23 protein-coding genes and 1 tRNA gene are annotated in these 22,287 nt (G+C 27.2%); 6 read left to right on the plus strand and 18 right to left on the minus strand.

What is annotated here, in order from left to right:
• Nucleotides 1-3 precede the first annotated feature (3 nt).
• Nucleotides 4-804, plus strand: coding sequence for a TIGR00282 family metallophosphoesterase (locus PHZ07_01540; protein ID MDD3284255.1), 801 nt, complete (start codon nt 4-6; stop codon nt 802-804).
• 4 nt (nt 805-808) lie between these two features.
• Complete coding sequence (locus PHZ07_01545; GenBank protein ID MDD3284256.1) at nt 809-1,084, plus strand: HU family DNA-binding protein; 276 nt, start codon at nt 809-811, stop codon at nt 1,082-1,084.
• Between the two features lie 87 nt (nt 1,085-1,171).
• Here the strand turns inward: PHZ07_01545 and PHZ07_01550 are convergent, their stop codons facing one another.
• The 6 genes from PHZ07_01550 to ruvA are packed head-to-tail and all read right to left on the minus strand — an operon-like array spanning nt 1,172 to nt 5,458.
• Complete coding sequence (locus tag PHZ07_01550; protein ID MDD3284257.1) at nt 1,172-2,026, minus strand: C39 family peptidase; 855 nt, start codon at nt 2,024-2,026, stop codon at nt 1,172-1,174.
• Entirely contained in the window at nt 2,019-3,326 is a 1,308-nt protein-coding gene (locus PHZ07_01555) for a UDP-N-acetylmuramoyl-L-alanyl-D-glutamate--2,6-diaminopimelate ligase (protein ID MDD3284258.1), read from the minus strand. Before PHZ07_01555 ends, PHZ07_01550 begins: the two co-directional genes overlap by 8 nt.
• 17 nt (nt 3,327-3,343) lie before the next feature.
• On the minus strand, nt 3,344-3,559 hold the full coding sequence (locus PHZ07_01560) for a hypothetical protein (GenBank protein MDD3284259.1): 216 nt from the start codon (nt 3,557-3,559) through the stop codon (nt 3,344-3,346).
• Nucleotides 3,556-3,900 carry a prepilin-type N-terminal cleavage/methylation domain-containing protein gene (locus tag PHZ07_01565; protein ID MDD3284260.1) on the minus strand — a complete coding sequence of 115 codons (345 nt, stop codon included), beginning with the start codon at nt 3,898-3,900 and terminating at the stop codon, nt 3,556-3,558. The genes PHZ07_01560 and PHZ07_01565 overlap by 4 nt, the downstream gene beginning before the upstream one ends.
• The gene (locus PHZ07_01570) at nt 3,894-4,889 is read right to left on the minus strand and encodes a peptidoglycan bridge formation glycyltransferase FemA/FemB family protein (protein MDD3284261.1); all 996 of its coding nucleotides are present in this window, start codon (nt 4,887-4,889) and stop codon (nt 3,894-3,896) included. The genes PHZ07_01565 and PHZ07_01570 overlap by 7 nt, the downstream gene beginning before the upstream one ends.
• A complete protein-coding gene (gene ruvA / locus PHZ07_01575) occupies nt 4,886-5,458 on the minus strand; it encodes a Holliday junction branch migration protein RuvA (protein ID MDD3284262.1) in 573 nt (190 codons plus the stop codon). The genes PHZ07_01570 and ruvA overlap by 4 nt, the downstream gene beginning before the upstream one ends.
• A gap of 181 nt (nt 5,459-5,639) precedes the next feature.
• Between ruvA and truB the strand changes: the two genes are divergently transcribed.
• Nucleotides 5,640-6,740: a tRNA pseudouridine(55) synthase TruB gene (gene truB / locus PHZ07_01580; protein MDD3284263.1), complete on the plus strand. Its 1,101-nt coding sequence runs from the start codon at nt 5,640-5,642 to the stop codon at nt 6,738-6,740.
• A 163-nt stretch (nt 6,741-6,903) separates the two neighbouring features.
• The gene (gene rpsT, locus PHZ07_01585) at nt 6,904-7,191 is read left to right on the plus strand and encodes a 30S ribosomal protein S20 (GenBank protein ID MDD3284264.1); all 288 of its coding nucleotides are present in this window, start codon (nt 6,904-6,906) and stop codon (nt 7,189-7,191) included.
• Here rpsT and holA read toward each other — a convergent pair.
• Genes holA through PHZ07_01600 form a run of 3 tightly spaced genes read right to left on the minus strand, consistent with a single transcriptional unit; the run spans nt 7,171 to nt 11,237 of the window.
• A complete protein-coding gene (gene holA, locus PHZ07_01590; protein ID MDD3284265.1) occupies nt 7,171-8,142 on the minus strand; it encodes a DNA polymerase III subunit delta in 972 nt (323 codons plus the stop codon). The genes rpsT and holA overlap by 21 nt on opposite strands.
• Nucleotides 8,143-8,168: 26 nt before the next feature.
• Nucleotides 8,169-10,871: a DNA polymerase I gene (gene polA, locus PHZ07_01595; GenBank protein ID MDD3284266.1), complete on the minus strand. Its 2,703-nt coding sequence runs from the start codon at nt 10,869-10,871 to the stop codon at nt 8,169-8,171.
• A gap of 9 nt (nt 10,872-10,880) precedes the next feature.
• Nucleotides 10,881-11,237 (minus strand): hypothetical protein, encoded by a 357-nt coding sequence (locus tag PHZ07_01600; GenBank protein ID MDD3284267.1) that lies wholly within the window; start codon nt 11,235-11,237, stop codon nt 10,881-10,883.
• A 123-nt stretch (nt 11,238-11,360) separates the two neighbouring features.
• Between PHZ07_01600 and PHZ07_01605 the strand changes: the two genes are divergently transcribed.
• Nucleotides 11,361-11,558, plus strand: coding sequence for a hypothetical protein (locus PHZ07_01605; protein ID MDD3284268.1), 198 nt, complete (start codon nt 11,361-11,363; stop codon nt 11,556-11,558).
• A 135-nt stretch (nt 11,559-11,693) separates the two neighbouring features.
• Nucleotides 11,694-11,767 (plus strand) — tRNA-Cys (locus tag PHZ07_01610).
• 146 nt (nt 11,768-11,913) lie between these two features.
• Here the strand turns inward: PHZ07_01610 and PHZ07_01615 are convergent.
• The 9 genes from PHZ07_01615 to PHZ07_01655 form a co-directional block, all read right to left on the minus strand.
• Entirely contained in the window at nt 11,914-12,486 is a 573-nt protein-coding gene (locus PHZ07_01615) for a hypothetical protein (protein ID MDD3284269.1), read from the minus strand.
• 142 nt (nt 12,487-12,628) lie between these two features.
• Nucleotides 12,629-13,918, minus strand: a complete 1,290-nt coding sequence (locus PHZ07_01620) for an O-antigen ligase family protein (GenBank protein ID MDD3284270.1) — start codon at nt 13,916-13,918, stop codon at nt 12,629-12,631.
• A gap of 1 nt (nt 13,919) precedes the next feature.
• A complete protein-coding gene (locus PHZ07_01625; protein ID MDD3284271.1) occupies nt 13,920-14,852 on the minus strand; it encodes a hypothetical protein in 933 nt (310 codons plus the stop codon).
• 10 nt (nt 14,853-14,862) lie between these two features.
• The gene (gene uvrA / locus PHZ07_01630; GenBank protein ID MDD3284272.1) at nt 14,863-17,655 is read right to left on the minus strand and encodes an excinuclease ABC subunit UvrA; all 2,793 of its coding nucleotides are present in this window, start codon (nt 17,653-17,655) and stop codon (nt 14,863-14,865) included.
• Between the two features lie 244 nt (nt 17,656-17,899).
• Nucleotides 17,900-18,961 (minus strand): hypothetical protein, encoded by a 1,062-nt coding sequence (locus PHZ07_01635; GenBank protein MDD3284273.1) that lies wholly within the window; start codon nt 18,959-18,961, stop codon nt 17,900-17,902.
• Between the two features lie 107 nt (nt 18,962-19,068).
• On the minus strand, nt 19,069-19,692 hold the full coding sequence (locus tag PHZ07_01640) for a ribonuclease HII (GenBank protein MDD3284274.1): 624 nt from the start codon (nt 19,690-19,692) through the stop codon (nt 19,069-19,071).
• A gap of 86 nt (nt 19,693-19,778) precedes the next feature.
• Nucleotides 19,779-20,984 carry a Glu/Leu/Phe/Val dehydrogenase gene (locus tag PHZ07_01645; protein MDD3284275.1) on the minus strand — a complete coding sequence of 402 codons (1,206 nt, stop codon included), beginning with the start codon at nt 20,982-20,984 and terminating at the stop codon, nt 19,779-19,781.
• Nucleotides 20,985-20,994: 10 nt separating this feature from the next.
• On the minus strand, nt 20,995-21,315 hold the full coding sequence (gene trxA / locus PHZ07_01650; protein ID MDD3284276.1) for a thioredoxin: 321 nt from the start codon (nt 21,313-21,315) through the stop codon (nt 20,995-20,997).
• Between the two features lie 79 nt (nt 21,316-21,394).
• Nucleotides 21,395-21,640, minus strand: a complete 246-nt coding sequence (locus tag PHZ07_01655) for a hypothetical protein (GenBank protein ID MDD3284277.1) — start codon at nt 21,638-21,640, stop codon at nt 21,395-21,397.
• Nucleotides 21,641-22,287 lie beyond the last annotated feature (647 nt).

A 22,287-nucleotide genomic window follows, 5' to 3' on the forward strand; every position in this document is an offset into this window, starting at 1 on the left:
TCTATGCTAAAAGTATTATTCTTTGGAGACGTAATGGGCTCTATTGGTAGAAAAGCTATAACTTCTACTTTGCCAATACTAAAAAACAAATACAAGATAGATTTTGTGATAACAAATGCTGAAAATCTTGCTCATGGCAAAGGAGTAACTACAAAAACACTAGACCAGTTAAAAAATATTGGAGTAGATTTTTTTACATCTGGAAATCATGTATATTCAAAAGGAAACTACAAAAAAATAGTTGATTCAAATGAATATAATATTATAGCACCAGCCAACGATCCAAGAACTCCAAAAAACAATGGATATAAAATTATAGATGTAAGTGGGAAAAAAATATTCATATTCAATTTATTGGGTAGAACATTTATAAATGAAAAAAATATTGAATGTCCATTCAAAACTTTTGATAAAATATATAAAAAAATCAAGGAACTCAAACCTGATTTCACAATTCTAGATTTTCATGCTGAAGCAACTAGTGAAAAAGTTGCAATGGGACATTATGTAGATGGAAAAATTGATGTACAAATTGGAACACACACACATATTCAAACAAATGATGCTAGGGTGTTACCAAATGGAACATTATATGTTACAGATATTGGTATGGCTGGAGCAAAAGAATCTGTAATAGGAATAGAAAAAGAAATAATAATAGAAAAATTCATAAAAAATTCTAAAATTATATTTGACTTACCAAAAAATGGTGAAGCGATAGTAAATGGTGTCTATCTAGAATTAAATAAAAATAAAAAAAATAATTCCATACAACTTATAAATGAATTTATAGAAATAAAATAAATATATGAACAAAGTAGAATTAATAAATACTATAGCTTCAAAAATTAATCTAACAAAAAAAGACATTGAAAATGTAATAAACTCTTTTGAAGAAATAGTAATAAATGTTTTACAAAAAGGCGACAAAGTAACACTTACCGGTTTTGGTGGATTTGAAGCTAGAATAATGAAATCAAGAACTGGTGTAAACCCACAAACTGGCGCAAAAATTGTTATTCCTACTACAACTGTACCAAAATTCCGTGCAGGAAAATCGTTCAAAGATGCCTTAAAAAAATAAATTCAAACTTTGGCAATATTATTATAAAGATTCAAAAATAAAAAATACGGAAATATTATCGTATTTTTTATTATATGCTTCTAAAATTTATTTTAATATAATTCCAATTTTTTTATTTACATTTAAATTTTTTAATCCACTATCCCAATCAGCAATTGCATTCCATAAAATATTTTCATCATAAATATAATCTTTCCCCTTTCTTGTACCTGGATCATTTGTAATCATCATACCTTCCTTTGTAAAACCCTTTACAACAAGCATGTGGTAGAGTGGTCCAACTCCCTTGAAGTTTGGATTTTTTAGTTCTCTCCCTGCAGTTGGAAGTATAAGTGGGACGCCACTACTTAAAATATCTTTCATATCTTCTATAGAATTAAATTCTATTATCTCTCCACTCACATTAAAAAAATTCTCTGCAAGCTCTATTGTAGTAGTTGCTGACAAATCAAATTGACTACCAAAACTTTCTTTTTGCCAACTTATCATATCTCCAATATCTTTCATAGCTGATTCAACTGTAATATCCTTATTTTCCAAAAACGAATAAACCATTAAAATACTTGCCTCTTCACAACCCTCTTTGTAATCTTCATCCCATTTTTGATCTGGTGATTGAATTGTAAAAGGAATTTTTAAATTTATTTCTAACTTTGTTTGTGGGCGCGGATTTGGGACAATTTCATTATTATTATTTGTGGTATTTATATCATCACGTAGAGATGATTCATGAATCATCTCTACGTTTTCATTTAAAATATTTTTACTATTTTCTCCCAAATCTGCGCCCGAAGAATTTATTTCATTCAGTGACATTTCATTTGGCAATTCTACTTTTTTTTCAAAAAATAGTTCTTTTATCTTTATTCTATTACTATAAAAAATAAATCCTAAAAATATTAGGACAAAAATTATTAACAAAATTTTTATTTTTTTACTCATTTTTTAAATTGGTCAATATTTCTCTTACAACCTTTCTATCATCCCATCTTATTTTTTTATTATCTTTTATGCATATAAATTGCTCTGCTCCTTTTCCTGTGATAAGAATTAGATCATCTTCGCCAGCAATATTTATTGCATATTCAATAGCTTTTTTTCTGTCCTCTATTTTAAACAAATTTTCATTCAATATTTTTCCCTTTTCTATTGCCCCACTTGCCACATTATCTATAATACCTATTGGATCATCATCATATGGATCTTCATTTGTCACAATTACAATATCAGCCTTTTCTCCAGCCATGGCACCCATTATTGGCTGTCTGTCTTTGTCTCTACCACCTCCGCACGATCCAAGAATATGAATTAATCTTTGATAATAAAATAAATCTATTGTTTTATATAACTGCTTCAAACTCTCTATTTCAGGAGCATAGTCTATCATCACTTTGAAATTTTGTCCTTCATTTATAAACTCCATCCTTCCTGGTGTACCAATAAAATCTTTTAGAGGCTCTACAAGTTTTGAAATATCAATTTCCTGTGAATATATTACAGACATTGCCGCAAGAACATTATATATATTAAATTCTCCTATTAATTTGTCTTCAAATTCAATTCCATTTACACTAAACTTTGTAATTGGTTTTAATTCTATATCCTCGGCTTGAATAGCGCTTTCTTTATTTATAGAAAAATCTATTTTTTTATCAGCATCAAATGCCATAAATTCACTAGAATAATTATCGTCTCTATTTGCTATTACAACTTTTTCTATTGTTTTTCCATTTATAATTTTCTTTCCGTATTTTGTGAGGTGTTTAAATAATTCCAATTTGCAATTCTTGTAATTATCAAAACCTCCGTGAGACTCCAAATGTTCTGGAGTAAGATTTGTGAAAACTACTACATCATAATTTATTCCCGAGTGACGAAATTGTTTTATACCTTCTGATGATGTTTCTATTACAGCATATTGACATCCAGTTTTTACCATTTGATGCAACATTTTTTGCAAACCAAACCTACCAATCATAGTCATTTTTTTGTCATTGAGCCATGTTTTGTTTCCTATTTTAAATCCAACTGTAGAAGTGGATCCAACTTTATATCCCAAATTTTCCAAAAAATAAGAAATCATATCCGTAACCGTGGACTTTCCATTTGTACCTGTTACTCCTATTACTATCATTTTATTTGAGGGACAAAAAAATAAATTTGCACCCAAAAGAGACATAGTTTTGTGATAACTATTTAATATACTTTTTGGCAAAACTTTTTTTATTATTTTTTTTAACATTATATAAAAACAACAAATTATAAACCATAATAACACGAATTAGAATATTCATTCCAATTACTAGTTTTTTTACAATTTCCATTTTGGCAATAAAACATAACCCAATTCTCACTACCAACATCTTCTAAATATCCCCAAATACATGGCGGTCTAGGTATGTCTTGATAAGTAGAAGTATCATCATAAGTATACCAATCGTTAGGATATTCTGGATCTTCTGGTATAGAATTCATATATATATATTATCTCCTTTTTTTAAAGAATATCCAGAACACAAATAACCATTATAACTCTCTTCATCTATATAATCTAAAACTCCGTCATTTCCACAATCACTTTGATAATAACTCCATGTATTTATTGACCCAATAGGATATCCATTATTATCTATATGATACATTTCTAATGCCTGCGATACGATTTTCAAATCACTCATTCTTTTTGCATCTCTTGCCTTCATTCTTGCAGAATTAAGTGCAAAAATAGCAAGAGTTGAAAGTAGCCCAATAATAGTTATCACTACTAATAGCTCTATGAGAGTAAAGCCTTGTCTTTTATTATTTATATTTACCATTTTTTTAATCTCTTTAATATATTATATATTTTATAATATTTTGACTTGAAAATTAAATCATAGGTACCATCATATTCTTTTTCAAATCCACCAAAACCTTTCTTGAATCTTGTAAATCCAGCCCACTTATCATTTTTTTTGTCCGTTTTAGACACTCCCCAAAAGTCATAATATTTATACTCTTTATCTTTTGCCCATTTTATTTGTTTCCATTGTAGTAAATGTGGAGCCATAAAATTTTTATGTAAATTTGAAGATGCACCATGAGTATATGTAACAGTGTCACCATATGACATTACTATATTTGTAGCAAGTACATCATTTCCATGTTTTGCAATCCACAAATTTGCTCCACCAGCCTTCGTTTTCAAAATATTTTCATAATATTCCCTTGGATGTGACAAAAATTTATCTCTACCAGATGTCTCACTCATAAGACGCCAAAAATCTTCAAAATATTCTTTGTAATCAACTGGTTGAAATACTTCTACGCCTTTTTTTTCTGCCAATCTTATGTTATATCTTGTCTTCTGATGCATTTGTGATAACAGTTTTTCTTCTGGCCATGACAAATCTATAATCTGAGTCTTTGATGGTTGATAATCTTTTACTTTTTTTATTCTTTCAAAGCTTTTTATATTCAAATATTCTGGTTCAAATCTAAAAAACACAGATCCTTTCTTTTTTCTACAAACACATATGTCTCGTACTCCTTTGAATATCAATTTTATACATTCATCACTATTTTGTACTTTTTTGGAAACTATTGGACCTCTTGGGGAATATAAATAAGTAAAATCAAAAAACAATTTTTTCTCTACAATAAGTGCGACTGACAAAATTTCTCCATTTTCTTCAAGTCCTATGTACCAAACTTTGTTTCCTATTTCTTTTTGAAAATCTCCCCAGGATGAACTTTGTAAAAACTGTGAATACTCACAAGAAGAAACAAATTTATCCAATTCTAATTTTGATATATCTCTAATCATTTTTTTAGCAATTGAAGTGCTGATTTTATTCTATCAGAACTTTTTTCCAAGTTTTCTGGTATCTTTTTGTATACATCTCTTATTTGAGAATCTGTAAATCCCAAAGCATTTAATGCTTCAAAGACTTCATCAAATTGTCCATTGTCAGGACTTGTGTTTACAAAATCCAAAATACTTAATTTATTTTTTAATTCGACTACAATTCTCTCAGCGGTTTTTGATCCAATGCCAGATACTTTTTTAAACATTTCAGCATCTCCTCTTGATATAGAATGTTTCAAATCATCTACATTTGCAATAGACATTACTGAAAGAGCAGATTTTGGACCAACACCTGATACAGAAATAAGAGAAATAAAAAAATCTCTTTCTATAAATGCTTCAAATCCATAAAGTTCTTGTGCATCCTCTCTTTGCTTATGATAAATATATAGTTCCAAATCCTGGTCTTGACTTGTTTTGGTCAATATTTTTTCTGGCAAAAATATTTCATAACCAACATTATTTACCTCCAAAATTACAAATTTTTCGGTTCTTTTTATAACCTTTCCTTTTAAATAAGCTATCATATTAATTTTCTTGTCCCGTTTTTTCGAGCTTAACTCGATTTGCGGAATTGTTTATATACTTAATAATACAGGAAAAATGAGCTAGTATCAATTGACAAAAAATGATTAATAATCATAAATAAAACACAAAACTAATATTAGTCATCTTTGCTATTTTTTATCTATCTGCTAATCTATTTATATGCAAAAGAAATATAAAAAAGCTGTAGTATTTGGCACTTTTGATATAGTTCATCCTGGACATATATATTTATTTAATTATGCAAAAAATTTAGCAGAAAAATTATTCGTTATAATTGCAAGAGATAAAAACTTAGAAAAAGAAACATTTTTTAATGAAGAACAAAGATTAAAAAATATTTCAAAATACAAAGTTGTTGACTGTGCATATTTAGGAAGTTTAGACAATCCATTAGAATTTTACAAAAAACTAAATCCTGACTTAATAATTTTGGGCTACGATCAATACAAAAATGTAGAATTACTAAAAAATATAAAAATCACAACCAAAAGAGCTCCTAGCTACAGGGAAGAATTATTCAAATCTCAAAAAATAAGAAATATTTTGAGTGATCAAAATGCAAATTTTTTCCTTATAGACAAAGACAAGGATAAAACTTCTTTTTCTATAATTTCTCAACTTAGAAAAATATTAAACCTAAAAAAAGTAGGATTTTCTGGAACTCTTGATCCTATGGCTAGTGGCCTTATGATTGTAGCCTCTAGTCATGCTACAAAATTTTTAGATGCTTTTCATATATTAAACAAAGTTTACAAAGCAAAAATAGAATTTGGAAAAATCTCTGACTCATATGATGCAAAGGGAATTATTACTAAAATAAATGTAAAAAAAATTCCAACTATAAATGAAATAAAAAATATTATAGATAAAAAATTTAGCGGAGAAATACTTCAGGCTCCACCGATATTTAGTGCAAAAAAAGTAAATGGCAAAAAAATGTACGAATTTGCAAGAGCTGGAAAAAATTTAGACATAAAAAAAGAAAAAATAACTATAAATAATATAAAAATATCAAAATATAAATATCCATTTTTGGAACTCATTATAGATTGTTCAAAAGGAACTTATATTAGATCAATTGCAAATGATTTAGGAAAAATATTAAAAACTGGTGCAATACTGGTAAAATTACAAAGAACAAAAATTGGAAATTTTGATTTAAAAAATTCAACAAAACAAAAAATATTACATAAAGATAATATAGATAAAGTCAAAATTAATATTTTAGAAATTTTAGATAATATAAATAAAGCTCTATAAATGCAAATAAGCGCTTGAAATAATAAGACTATTATGTTATATTATGTTCACGTTTGCAAAAACAAGGTTATAATCGCTCTAAACTTATAACCTAAAAAATACACAAAAATTAGATTAAAAACTATTAATCAACTAAACCGTTAAGCAATTAACAATTATATTTATGCCAAATAAAAAATCCGCAATCAAAGATTTGCGAAAAGCAACAAAAAAAACAGCAAGAAACCAACAAATCAAAAGAAGACTCAAAGAGTTGATAAAAAAAGTAGATAAATTAGTAGATACTAGTCAAAAAGAAGAAGCTACAAAATTGTATGACAAAATTCAAAAAATAGTAGATAAAGCCTCAAAAAGAGATAATCCATTTAAAACTGGAAAAGCCGATAGAATTAAATCTCGTATAGCAAAAAGAATAAACAAAATTGAAAAATCAGATACTGATAAAAAATAAGTTTAGTAGTGTCTCCTGTTTCAATTTAGAAGACTTCATTTGCCTATCAAGATTTAAAAGTTTATTATATATATTTTTTAATTCTTCAAAAGAGTATTTATTCACAAGATCAATACTCTTTTTTATTACAAATGGATGAAGTGACAAATATTTTGGCAAATTATTTATAGAAACCTTTTCATCTATTGCCGATCTCACTTGAATCAAAATTCTGTATTGTCTTACAATCATCGTAAGTAAATAATATGGATTTATACCGAGTTCCATTTGTCCTCCCAAAAGATCAATTGCTTCTTTTGTTTTTTTGTTTGCAAGCTTTTCACAAAGAAGAAATATATTGTCATCTATAGAAGCACAAATTATATCTGTTATATCATCTTCTACCACAGAGTCTGACTTACTATGGTTTGAAATTTTTTCTATCTCTGAGCTAATAAGCCATAAATCATTTCCAACAAGTGATAAAATTTTATTTGCCAGATTTTTGTCAATATGTTTTCCATTTTCCAAAAATTTATTTCTAATCCATTCTATTACCTTTTGATCTGGCAATTTTTTAAATTCTATACTAAATTCTGATTGCGTAAGTTTTTTCCAAATTTTTAATTTTTCCCCACTTAAAGATTGTTTTATAGAGTGTGGCAAATTATCTTCATAAAAAATTATTATATTACCTTCATCATTATATGATTTATCAATATATTCCTGCACGACTTCTGATAATTGTTTTGTAATATTTTGTTTTAACAAATATTTTATTATAATAAGTTTTTTGCTCACAAAAAAACCTGCCTGAGAAAATTCCTTTGTAAAATTTTCTACTGTAATTCCATCATCAAGTGTTACAATATTATAACCATGAGAGTCTACTTCCCTTATAAACTTATCTTTTATTTGATTCAATTTTTCACTAGAGCGATAGCTATCATCTCCATACAAAAAAAACAACATATATTTTAAATTTCTATTTATAAATTTTATTTACATTCTCCCCAATTTTTTCCTAATGAAACATCAACCCTTATAGGAACTTTTAATTTGAAAATGTCTTCCATTATATATTCCACCTTTTTTGCTACTTTTTCTATATCATCATTTGGCACTTCTATTACAACTTCATCATGAACCTGTAAAAGCATTTTAGATTTTTTGGATATTTTTGGCAATTCTGCATATATTCTAATTAATGCCATTTTCATAAGATCGGCTGCTGTGCCCTGAACAGGCATATTTATCGCCACACGCTCAGATGCGGCACGAATCATAGGAACACTAGAATTTATCTCCGAAATATATCTTCGTCTTCCAAAAAGCGTTTGAACATAACCTTTGTCATGTGCGTATTCCTTTGTTTTATCCAAATATTTTTTTACATTTTTATAAAGTTCAAAATATTTTGTTATAAAATCTTTTGCCTCCTGGAAATTCATTTCTGTTCTCTGTGCAAGTCCACGAGCTCCAAGTCCGTATATAACTCCAAAGTTTACTTCTTTTGCTTTTCTTCTGTCTTGACTACTTACATTATCAATTGGTTTTCCAAAAATTTCTGCCGCTGTTCTAGCGTGGATGTCTTCATTATTATTAAAAGATTTTATCATTTTTTCATCATTTGATAGAGACGCAATTACACGAAGCTCAATTTGAGAATAATCAGCACAAAGCAATTTATAACCCTTCTTTGCAACAAAGGCTCGTCTTATTTCTTTTCCAAGTTCTGTTCTTATTGGAATATTTTGTAAATTTGGATCAGATGAGGAAAGCCTTCCAGTAGCAGTTACTGCTTGATTGAAATTTGTATGAATTCTATTTTTAAGGTCCACTTGTTTTATGAGAGACTCTACATAAGTAGATTGTAATTTTGATAATTCTCTATATTCAAAAATAAGATCTATCACAGGATGAAGTCCACGCATTTTTTCAAGTTCAGATGCTGCGGTAGATATTCCAGTTTTTCCTTTTTTCAAACCCTTTGAAGATATCTGTAATTTTTCAAAAAGAATTTCTTTGAGTTGAAGTGGTGAAGCGATATTGAATTCTTCGCCACAACACTTATATATTTTTTTTGTAAGTTGAATGATTCTTTTTTTCAAAATAACCCCAAATTCTCTCAAAAATTTTACATCTATTTCTATTCCTTCTAGTTCCATATCTGAGAGAATTTTTGTAAGTGGCATCTCCAATTTTTCAAAAAGATCTGTAAATTTTTGTTTTTCTAATTCTTTTTCATATTTTTTGTACAATCTAAATGTATAGTCAACATCTTCACATGAATAATATGAAACTTTTTCTATATCAACACTACCCATATTCAACTGATCTTTTCCCTTTTTTCCAATCAAATCTTGTATCGGTTGCATCCTGTAGCCAAGCTCTGAAAAAACCAAATCATCCAATTTCAAACTTCGCTCTGTAGTTGAAAGTAAATATGCTGATACAAGTGTATCAAAATACAAATCTTCTATTTCAAATCCATGAAGTTTCAAAATTTTGTAATCATATTTAATATTATGTCCTATTAATTTTGATTTTTTTAGAATAGGTTTCAATTTTTCCAAAAATTCTTTTTTGGCATTTACATAATACGCATGTCCTTCTTTAAAACAAAAACTTATTCCCAATAATTTTGCATCATATACGTTTATAGATGTCGTTTCGGTATCAATACAAAATTTGTCATATTTTATTAATTCTTTATAAAAAATATTAAAATCTGGAATATTATTTATTAATTTATAATTTTTTAAATTTTTATTATCTTTTACAAATTCAATATTTAAAAAATTATTTTCTACTCCTTTGCTTTTTTTTGGAATTTTTGAAAGCAAACTTCTAAATTCATACTTTTGAAAAACATCAAAAACTTTTTTTTCTATGTCATTTTTGGAGTCATAATCCCAACTATTTTTATCAAAATCAAAATCAATATTTACATTTTTATCTATTATAGAAAGTTCTTTGCTAAGATATGCTTTTTCTTTTTCATCTTTTAATTTGTTTTTCAAGTTGTCTTTCAAATCAGATTTATCAAGATTTTTGTACATATTATCTATATCACGAAATTTTGTTATGAGAAGTATTGCAGTCTTTTCTCCAATTCCTGAAACTCCCGGAATATTGTCAGATGGATCCCCTCTTAAAGCTTTGTAATCAATCATTTGCTCTGGAGATAAGGAAAATCTTTCTTTTACAGCTTCTATATCATAAATTACTATATCATTTATTCCTTTTCTGAAAGTCAAAATTTTTGTGTTTTTGTTTACAAGTTGTAAGGTATCTAAATCTCCAGTGAGAATAAAAATTTCTAAATCTTTTTTGTCTTTCAAACTATGAGATATTGTACCAATTACATCGTCTGCTTCAAATCCAGATTTTTCATATATTGGCACATCAAAAGCCTCTAACATTTCTTTGATAATAGAAATTTGACTATAAAGTTCATCTGGTTGTTTTACACGTTGTGCTTTGTATTCTTTATATTTTTCATGACGAAAAGTTGGTGCTCTCATATCAAAGGTAGCACAAATATAATCTGGCTTCTGTTCACTTATAATTTTCAAAAAAATAGATGTAAAGCCATATGCAGCATTTATTAAAATACCACTCTTTGTAGTAAGTAGCGGAATCGCGTGCCATGCTCTATGAAGCAATGCATTTCCATCTATTATTATAAATTTTTTCATATAAGTAATTTAAAACATTCCTGCGATAAAAAAGAAAAATATAATTAATCCAAAAATATAAAAACTCAACATAAAAATACCTTTTGGAAATATATTTTTCAAAATTACATTAAAAAATATGGGCTTGTAATTTATATAATTATTGAAACATGATAAAAAAATTTTCTTAAAAACTATGGAAAAAACTATAAGTAAATATATTTCTAAAAAAATTATTATCACATTACTTGGAAAACTCAATATAAGTGGATAAAATATTGTAAGAACAAAAATTATTCCTGAAAATACACCAAAAATGCTTATTATAACTTTAAAAATATAATAAAATGGACTAAATTTGACTAATTTTTCCTTATGTTCTTCCATATATAATATTTTACCACATCTATGATTCTAGTCGAACTATAATTGTGATACAAATGCTTTTAACTTCCCTATATTTTTGTTAAAATACATACAACTAATATAAATAATAAACAAAAAAATAATATGCCTGCTCAAAATATTGGAATAAGCCCATTATCTTTATATATAGGAATGGCAATAAGTGGTATATTCACTGGCATTGGTGTTGCACTTGGTACATATATAGCAAACAAATATATACTAGAAAAAACAAAAAAAATAGCAAAGGCACTAGAAGATAAACTTTCAAATAAAGGTTATAAAGATCAAATAGATCAATAATTAAAACCTTGAATTAATAAGTATTTTTTGATAATATAAACAAACTCAAAGTCCAGCTAGTAAATATGTTATAAGATATAAAGTTGAAAAAGATAATAGATAAAACATGGTCTTTTAAAACCCCAATCCTATCAGGGCCACGTAGCCAAGTGGTAAGGCAGAGGTCTGCAAAACCTTTATCGCCGGTTCGATTCCGGCCGTGGCCTCCATAGGATTGAGGTTTTTTATTTATGAATAAATAATTCTTAATTTTTTAACTTACAGGTGTTGAAATTACTGTAATATCAATAAAATTAAAATTTTATAGTGTAAAAAAATCCCTAATTAAAATAGGGCTTTTTTAAAAATTATTATTCTAGTATATTTCTACGGTTATATTACGTTTTACCCCAAATTTTCTTGCATTACCATAATCCTTCATCCAAATATCCAAAGTATTTGTATATCTAGCATTCATTCTATCTTCAATTATAAACTGCCTATCACCAAAAAGTTCGGGAATTCTTATTATTGTACCAAATGGCAGATTCATGTAATTTGTAGCAACTATATCTTCTACATTTCTTTTGCAAACATCAAGTCCAGAAGCTGTAATACAAGGACTATCATCAGTTTGAGCAGAATCTGAATTATAAGCAGTAAGAGTCATTTTTACGACCTTTGTAGGCTTTTTTTGCTCTATTTGTGGCAATCTTGGGTTGTTTTCAGATAAGATACTGAATTCCTCAATATTAGCTTGAAAATCACCTGAAATAAGCTCTATTTCACCATTTTTTAGACTATTTTCAATTTCAACAGCCAAACTATGCTGTGGAAGACATAATGAGGATAACAAAGCTACTACAAGTATAGATAAGTTAACCTTTAAATAATAGCTATTTATAAGCTTTTTTGCTGATTTTTTGAACTTTTTTATTCTTTTTGACATAAAATTATTCTAAATAAAAAACATCTAATAGATTAGATATTTAACCAGCTACTATAGCATATATAAAAATTTGTGTCAATGACGCTACGTCCGACGTTGCAACGTCGGACGTAGTATAAATTTTTAAATTTTTTGAAGAATTCTAAATATTCCTATCTTCTTTCAAAGATAAAATAAGAAATAGGAGTATCAAGGACGACCAAGATGTCCAAAAATAATGATCAAATAGACTGATTATCAAAATTAGAATCAAAATTGATAAAAAAATATAATTTTCAAAATTCTTACTCCTAATATGTTCCAAAATCTTAAATACAAAAATCATAAAATAAACAATAAAACCCAAAACTCCCATTTCACACAAAACTAAAACATAAACATTGTGAACTGGCTGATAATCCCAAATACTCAATGTATTATCTATTTTGTTATTTACCGCATACACATAATTATTTAAACCAATTCCTCCAATATAATCATTCTTCACTAATTGTAATGATTGATTCATCAAAACAGATCTTTCATTGTATGATTTTATTTCCAACCTATCTTCATTTCCAAGTCTTGTATAAAACAAATCTCTAAATATAAAAAAATTAGTTATTAATATAAAAATAGCTACGAGTATAACAGGATATATTTTCTTTAAATTTTTTGAGTACAAAGAAAATGCAAAAATTATAAAAAACGATATAAAAAGTGCAAGAATAGCACTTCTTGAAAATGTAATACAAAGACAATACAAAAAAACTGACAAGACAAACCAAAAAATACCCTTTTTGAATATACCCAAGTCTCTATATTTCTTAAAATATACAAAAACCATTAATAATATTGCAATACTCAAAAATCCTGCAAATATGTTTGGATGTGAAAATCCTCCATATACCCTTAAAAATCTTCCAGAAATATTTGAAACCACAGAAACTCCCCCTAAATATGACAATTGTTCTGAAATTCCCAAATATTTACTAGGAAACACATATTGATTTACAAATTGAAATATAGCCAATACGCAATTTAAAAAAATACTACAAATAAAAACATATATTAGTTTGAATTTATCAAAATTTATTTTTTGCAATATAAAAAAGAATATAATACACTCAGTAAGTTTGAAAAGTCCATAAAAATACAATTCCAAGTTAAGCGCAAATAAATAATTTATAGAAGCAAGTACTAAAAACAAAAATGAATACAAAAAAATTCTCGACAGCTTATCTTTTTTCTTACCCGATAATATAAAAACAAATATTAAAATTAAAAATATTAATTCACTAAAATAAAATGATAATTTTCCATATTCATAAATTTGATTATTCAGGGTCAAATACTCATAAATATATCTTGTTTGCCATGACAAAAAAAATACAAATATATAGAATACATATTCTGTTATTAAATTGAAATTAAATTTGAAACTTGTCTTCATTTCATTTATTATTTATTTTCTTAAGAAAAATATCTCTATAATATTTTCTTCTATCATTTTCATGAAATTTGAGTATATTATCATTTATAACAACATCTTTATCATCATGAACAATGTTTCTTTTGAAAGACATTTTTGCTAATTGTAAATTTTTTAATAAAAGGTTAAAAGATATACCTAAAAAATTATCTAAAATTTTTTCCAAAAATAATCTAAAATTTTTACTAAACCTGGAATCAGATACAATAAATGAGTCTATTGGATCATTTTTTTCAAAATTAAATATTCTATCTTTTACCCAAATATTTTTTTTCATAAAGTCTATATATGTTTTATAGCCAAATATTGGCATAAGATGTATCATCCAATAATAAAAATATATATCATTTTTATATTGCAAATTTTCTATGTTTAAATTTTCATCTGTAATATAAAAACTCAAACATATTCTATCTTCAATTTTTTTCCCATGCCTTCTTACGCCAGATAATTGAACAATTAAAGTAATAAAAAAACGAGAAAACCAAATATATTTTCCCCTTATTATAATAAATAAATCTATATCGCTTTCTTTGTTTAAATTAAAATAACCAATAGAATTACAAAGCGCTACCATTTTCACAAATGGTAAAAATTTTATTCTATTTACAATTTTTAAAGCTTTTTTCCATTTTATAATACTAAAATCTCTATGATCTTTTCTAATTTTTATAATATCGCGTCTGCCTTTTATAAAGTAAAAACTATCTTTTGACTCTATATATCTAAAAATATTTGCACTATTTGATAAACAATTTTCTACATCATATAGACTACATTTATAATCTAAAAGCCACGTCCATAATTCAAAAGAAGTAAGTGGATAATCAAAAATATCATAATAAAATATGGTTCTAACTATCGCCCTTTCCAATTTTTCTAGATTTTTTAACATCTTAATAAAATCAGGAGATTAGATCTGAAAGATATTGCCCTGTGTATGATTTTTTAATTTTTATAATATCTTTTGGTGTACCTTGTGCAACTATTTCCCCTCCTTTATCTCCACCATCAGGACCTAAATCAATAATCCAATCAGCACACTTTATGACGTCAAGATTGTGTTCTATTATAAGAACACTATTTCCTTTATCAACTAATTTTTGTAAAACATCTATCAATTTTTTAATATCATCAAAATGTAATCCTGTAGTTGGCTCATCTAATATGTAAAGTGTTTTGCCAGTTGCTTTTCTAGAAAGCTCCGAAGCAAGCTTTACACGTTGTGCTTCTCCTCCCGATAATGTTGTTGCTGATTGGCCAAGTCTTACATATCCAAGACCTACATCATTCAATGTTTTCAATTTTCTATATATATTTTCTTTATCTCTAAAAAATACAATAGCCTCACTCACGGTCATATCCAAAACATCTGCAATATCTTTACCTTTGTAATGAATTTCCAATATATCTTTATTATATCTCTTGCCTAAACATTCCTCACAATCAACATAAATATCTGGCAAAAAATTCATTTCTATTTTGATAAGTCCATTACCCTGACATGTTTCACATCTTCCACCCCTTACATTAAAACTAAATTTACCAATACTATAACCTCTTATTTTTGATTCCGGTAGTGTTGCAAACAAATCTCTAATATATGTAAAAACACCAGTATAAGTTGCTGGGTTAGACCTTGGAGTTCTTCCAATTGGAGATTGGTCTATATTTATAACTTTATCTATATTTTCAAGACCGCATATTTCTTTGTGTTTTCCAGGAATATCTTTGGAACGAGTTAGTGCATTTGAAAGTGCTCTACCTAAAATATCAAATATAAGAGTAGACTTACCAGATCCAGACACACCAGTAACACAAACCAATTTCCCAAGTGGGATTTTTACATCAACATTCTTTAAATTAAATTCATTTGCACCAAAAACTTCTAAATATTTATCATTTCCTTTTCTAACTTTTTTTGGAGCTTCTATATTTATTGCTTTTGATAAATATTGTCCTGTGATAGATTTTTTATTTTTCTTTATTTCCATTGGAGTACCAACTGCTATAATATTTCCACCCTTTTCTCCAGCTCCAGGACCCACATCAACAACATAGTCAGCACAAAGTATTGTCTCTCTATCATGTTCTATTACCACAACTGTATTTCCAAGATTTTTTAAATCTTTTAAAGTGTTTATCAATTTATAATTATCCTTTTGATGAAGACCAATAGAAGGCTCGTCCAATATATACAAAACTCCTGACAAAGATGAATTGATTTGTGTTGCAAGTCTAAGTCTTTGCATTTCTCCACCTGACAATGTAACAGAAGTTCTATCTAATCCAATATATGAAAGTCCCACGTCATAAATAGACTTTATTCTAGATAATATTTCTTTTACAAGTCTTGTAGATATTTCAAAATCTTTTTTATTCAAAACATTATCCTTATTTTTTGATAAAGCTTCAAAAAATTTCTTGGCTTGATCTATTGTAAGAGATGTTATTTCACTTATATTTTTGTCTAATATTTTTACAGCCAAAGATTCTTTTTTAAGTCTTTTTCCATTACAAGATAAACAAAGATGTACTCTCATACATTTCTCAACCTCAGATTTTACATATTCAGAATCCGTCTCTTTGTATTTTTTTTCTAAATAGGAAATTATTCCATCATAATTTGAATTACCATTCAACAATATATCTATTTTGGACTTTGATAAATCTTTTAAAGGAATATTCATGTTTATATTATTTGGCCCTGTAATTTTTTCTAATACCTTGAAATATATATTTTGATTTACACAAATTTTAAATAATAATCTAAGCGCCCCTTCAGATAAACTAAGTTTTTTGTTTGGAATAATAAGTTCTGGATCTATTTTTAATTTTATTCCAAGCCCACCACAATCTGGACAAGCTCCATGAGGAGAATTGAAAGAAAAATTTCTAGGTTCAAGTTTTGGAAAACTCAAATCACATTTAAGACAATACAATTGATTACTATAGACGTGATCTTTAGAAATATCTTTTTCACAAATAATTAAATATCCATTTGAAAGATCAATTGCTATAGAAATAGCATTTGAAAGAGCACTCAAAGACTCTCTTTTATCTTCTACTTTTAATTTGTCTACTACTATATCTACATGAGAATCATCACATAATCCCAAATTTGCAGTATCATTTATTGAATAAAATTCTCCATCTATTCTTACCAAATCATAACTACTCTTTTTTATTTTTGAAATAAGTTTTTGAGTATCTTGTGTAAAATTTTTGTTAATTGGAGAAAGTATAATTATTTCCTTATCTTTAAAATCATTTTTTACTCTATTTAATATTTGTTTAAAATCTTGTTTTTCTAAAATTGTATTACATTTAGTACAATGAACTTTGCCTATATTTGTATACAAAATTCTAAGATAATCATAAATTTCACTTACAGTACCAACGGTAGATCTTGGACTTCTGTTATTCACCCCTTGATCTATTGATATTGCTGGTGGGAGACCTTCAATACTGTCTACATCTGGCTTATCCATCAAATCTAAAAACTGCTTTGAATAAGCAGACAAAGATTCCATATATCTTCTTTGACTTTCGGCAAACAATGTATCAAAAGCAAGTGAGGATTTTCCACTTCCTGATAAGCCACTGATTACAATAAATTTATTCCTTGGTAACTCGAGATCTATATTTTTTAGATTATGAACTCTAGCTCCACGTATGATTATTTTCTTTGTATCCATTGGCGAAGTTTAATATAAAGTAAGTTCTATTTTAGTACCGAATGGCTTTTTTGTCAACGAGTCATACAACTCGTTTCACTAGATCATTCGACTCATTTTACTAAGTTATTTGACTTATTTATATAAATTATGTGACTTATAAAGTCTAGTTATGTTTATCCAATTTTCCACAAAAAAACAACTATAAAAATTCATAGTTGTTAATTTTATTCAAAATATATAACGTAAAAATATAAAAAATCTCTTATTTATTTTCTGTCTTTTTCCTATATACCCCTATTCTTGATTGATTTGTTCCAGATTTTTCAAAATTATCTGATATTCCTGCCATTCTTTTTCGGCACCTCAACATATTATACGAATAAAAATCACACTTCTTACCAATACATCCTTCTTTTGAAGGACACATTCCTTTTGCCATTTTCAAAGTATCAAGACCTATAAGCATTGCTCTTTTTATAGCAAGTTTATCGAGATGAGATGGTTTTACTGATTCTAATAAGTTTCCTGAATTATCAAAATCCCAACATTCGAGTCCTGGCATCAAACCTTTTCTATTTAAAATATGTTTATTTAATTTATCAAATGGAATTTTCTTTTTTCTAGCCGTCTCTACACGAAGAATTGCTACAACATCCAAAAAATCTATATTTATCTCATCTTTTGTTTTTATAAAAACATTTCCATCTTTTTTAAAAACTACTACAACATCTGCAAGAACCTCTTTTTTATAAAACAAATATTCCCAAATGTTTATATCATCATAATCAATAAATACTATTTTTAAATCTTTCTCATTTTGTTTTACATTGAACGATATAAGCCTTCCGTCTTTTATTGCTTCTTTACAATATTCAAAAAACTTTTCTCTAAGCTTATCCTGAATATCAACACATTGTTTTAAAATTGGTAAAACAAGTTCTAATAACTTTTTTGGGTTATCTTTCATAACTTGAGTGAGATAACTCCATGTAAATATAGCTCCACGTTTAAAAAATAAATGCTTTGAATGTTTTAGAGATGCTATTGTTTGATTAATTACGGGATAGTTATCAAAACCGAGCGGTTCATAATCTGCTAACTGTTTTAATACCATGCTATTTTCTTTTAATGGAAAAAGTGGTAATATTTTGTTTGATATAAAATAATTCAAATCTTTTTCCTTTGGAAGAGATGCGCGAAACTCCAATTCTGCCTTTGAAATTCCAGTAAATGCATTTGAACCATAGTGATAAACCATAGCTAAACTTACTATAGTATCAACTTCTAATTCTTTTGGTAATAAAATTTTTTCTATTTTTTTCATAATTCCCTCTTAATTTATAAAATTATTTTTATATACTACTTAAGTTATATCACAAAGATGAGCCTTGTCAATAATTTAAAATATATTAAGCACTAAACTAATATAAGTCACAAAAAATGTATAAAACTTTTTCGATGTAGCGAACACATTCCATATTTTTTGATATTTTCAATATGGTTTTTTGTACCATATCCATAATGTTTTTCAAATCCATATTCAGGAAAACTTGTTGCAATATTTTCCATATATTCATCTCTAAAAACTTTTGCGATAATAGAAGCAGAAGCAATTATAAAATGTTTTGCATCACCATCAACAATTATTTTATAATTTCCAAATTCAAGATTAAAATATTTTTTGAACCCACCAATATAATCTATTAAAGCATAATCAATTTCTGACTCATGTTTATAAATAATATTTTCTACAATCTTTACATTTGCAGTTTGAATACCAATTTTATCAATTTGCATATTGTCTATCATAGAAACACCAGCGTGAAATCGTTTTTTTATTTCATCTGATAATTCTTTTCTTTTTTTATGTGTAAGTTTTTTGGAATCATTTATATGCGGAATCAGGTCAAGATTGTTGTTCAATTCATCGCTAGACAAAAAAACATAACCACAAACAATAGGCCCAGCAAGTGGTCCACGACCAGCTTCATCAAATCCAATTATATTTTTATTACCTTCTTCAAAAAGTGCTTTTTCCAAATCAATACTTATCATAAAGTTATTATAATGTAATTATAATAAATAAAAAACCATCTATTAAAAAACAGATGATTTTTAAAAAAATATAATAGTAAGAAATATTATATTTTCATTTTATTTGCAATTCTCCTCAAAGCTGAAACAAATGCTGCCATTCTAAGGCTAATATTATTTTCTTTTGAAATATCATAAATTTCATCAAAAGATTTATACATTATTTCTTTTAACTTAGAATTTACTTCTTCTAAGCTCCATTTTTCATCTTTTATATTTTGAAGCCACTCAAAATACGAAACCGTTACACCACCTGCATTTGTAAGTACATCAGGAAGAAGTAAAATTCCTTTTGATTTCAAAATCAAATCTGCTTCTGGACAAACAGGACCATTTGCCAATTCAAAAACAATTTTTGCTTTTATATTTTCTACATTTCCACTAGTAATTTGATTTTCAAGAGCGCAAAGAGCCAACACCTCTGTATCTAATTCCAATAATTCTTCGTTTGTAATTGTTTTAATATTTACAAAATCTATTACACTACCTGTATCTTTTTTAAATTCCAAAATTTTATCAATATCAAGTCCATCCTCACAATGTATTGCACCCTTTGAATCTGATACTGCAATAATTTTGTAACCAGCATCAAACAAAATTTTTGAGAATACCGCTCCTGCATTTCCAAATCCCTGAACAACAACCCTAGAATCCTTTTGAAGTTTCAATTTCTCTATTGCTTTTTCAAAAATATAAAATGCCCCTTGAGCAGTAGCATTGTCTCTTCCAAGTGATCCACCATTTTCAATCGGCTTTCCTGTAAATGTAGCAAAATCACCAAATTCATCTGCCATTATTGACATTATTTTAGGATTTGTATAAACATCTGGAGCTGGAATATCTTTGTCTCTACCAATTATTTCTTTTATTTTTTGTATAAATCCACGAGACAATTTTTCAAGCTCATTTTCAGATAATAATTTTGGATCAACTGTTATTCCACCTTTAGCACCACCGAGTGGAATTCCTACAACACTACATTTTATTGTCATCCAAAAAGCAAGAGCTTTTACTTCACTCAAATCTGTTTGAAAATGAAATCTTATCCCACCTTTATATGGGCCCATTGTATTATCATATTGAACACGATATCCTGTAAAAACTTTTAACTCTCCATTATCCATTCTTATTGGAATAGAAACTTGAATGAATTTATCAGGATTTTGAAGTTTTAGAAGAACATCCTTGTTCAAATTTGCAATTTCACCAGCATTTCTTAACTGTTCCATTGCATTGTCAAATGGATTTATCATATTATAAAAATTATTTTATGAGTTCTTCTATCTTATTTTTAAGCACATCTTTTGGTAGAAGTCCCATTGTGGTATCTTTAAGTTCACCATTTTTGAAATACAAAACAGTTGGAATGCTCATAATATCAAACTTTTCTGCGGTGGCACTTGCTTGATCTACATCAAGTTTTACAATTTTTACGCCTTTTCCTTCAAATTCTTTTGCAAGCTCATCTATTATAGGAGCAAGTGCCTTGCATGGTCCACACCAATCTGCAAAACAATCCACGACAAGATTATTATTATTTTTTACAAATTCATCAAAATTTGTGTCATTTAAAATTTCTGCCATTTTATTAGCCCTTGGTTATCAGTCATTAGCAATTAAGTAGAACCTAGTACCTAAAACTGATATTAATTATTAAACAAAATTATAATTCAAATTTATCTTCTTTTTCATTTGGAAAATAAAATTGAGCTTTTGTCTCTACAATACACTTTTCTATTGTAACAAAAATCTTATCAATTTGCTCTCTATTATAAACATATGCACTTCTATTTGCACAATTTCCAAGTGTTTTTATTTTTTTCAAAATTCCATTTGTCCTGCAAGTTGCAAGACATTTAAATTTTTCTTCTTTGTTTGTAGTTCCCAAACATTTTTGTTCCTGTTTCATAAATATAAAATATTTATAAATATATAACTATACATATAAATATATAGTATATTTATATTTATGTCAATAATAATTAAATAAATATTGACATTTATATCAAAATATGATATAATTATATATTAATCTAAAATGTACCTTGAAAAAATTTTAACGATTAAAAAAGCGCAGAGATTACAAAAAACAGCTATTCCTATCATGTTTGCGAGATGGAAATAGCCACAGACATGAGACAAAAAGACGATAAAAACATCATTTATGACTATGTATCGCCAAAATCTCATACAACTCTGCTCTACTTTGATCGTTGAAAAAAAACGTACTTGTTTGTAAAAATGGACAATAAATAATATTGTCCAATAAGCTGATTGTTTCATGTCAGCAACCAAGAACAGTTTCATCGCCAAATGGAGGTAAAAAATGAAGCTAAAAACAATTTACTCAAAAAAATTAAGACCGGTCTCTATGGGATCGGTTCTTTTTTTACTAAAAACTGCCATATGTATTTGCACATTACCAATAAATATGTACAGTTAACAGTCAAGGGTTACACTTTCTAAATACTTTTCATGAGGAGTAAGTCCGTTAAGGGTTAAATGTATTCTTTTAAAATTGTAATAATTTAGCCATTCATAAGGAGTGTTCCAAAT

The organism is Patescibacteria group bacterium, from assembly GCA_028692545.1.
Lineage (GTDB): Bacteria > Patescibacteriota > Patescibacteriia > UBA1558 > S5-K13 > STD2-204.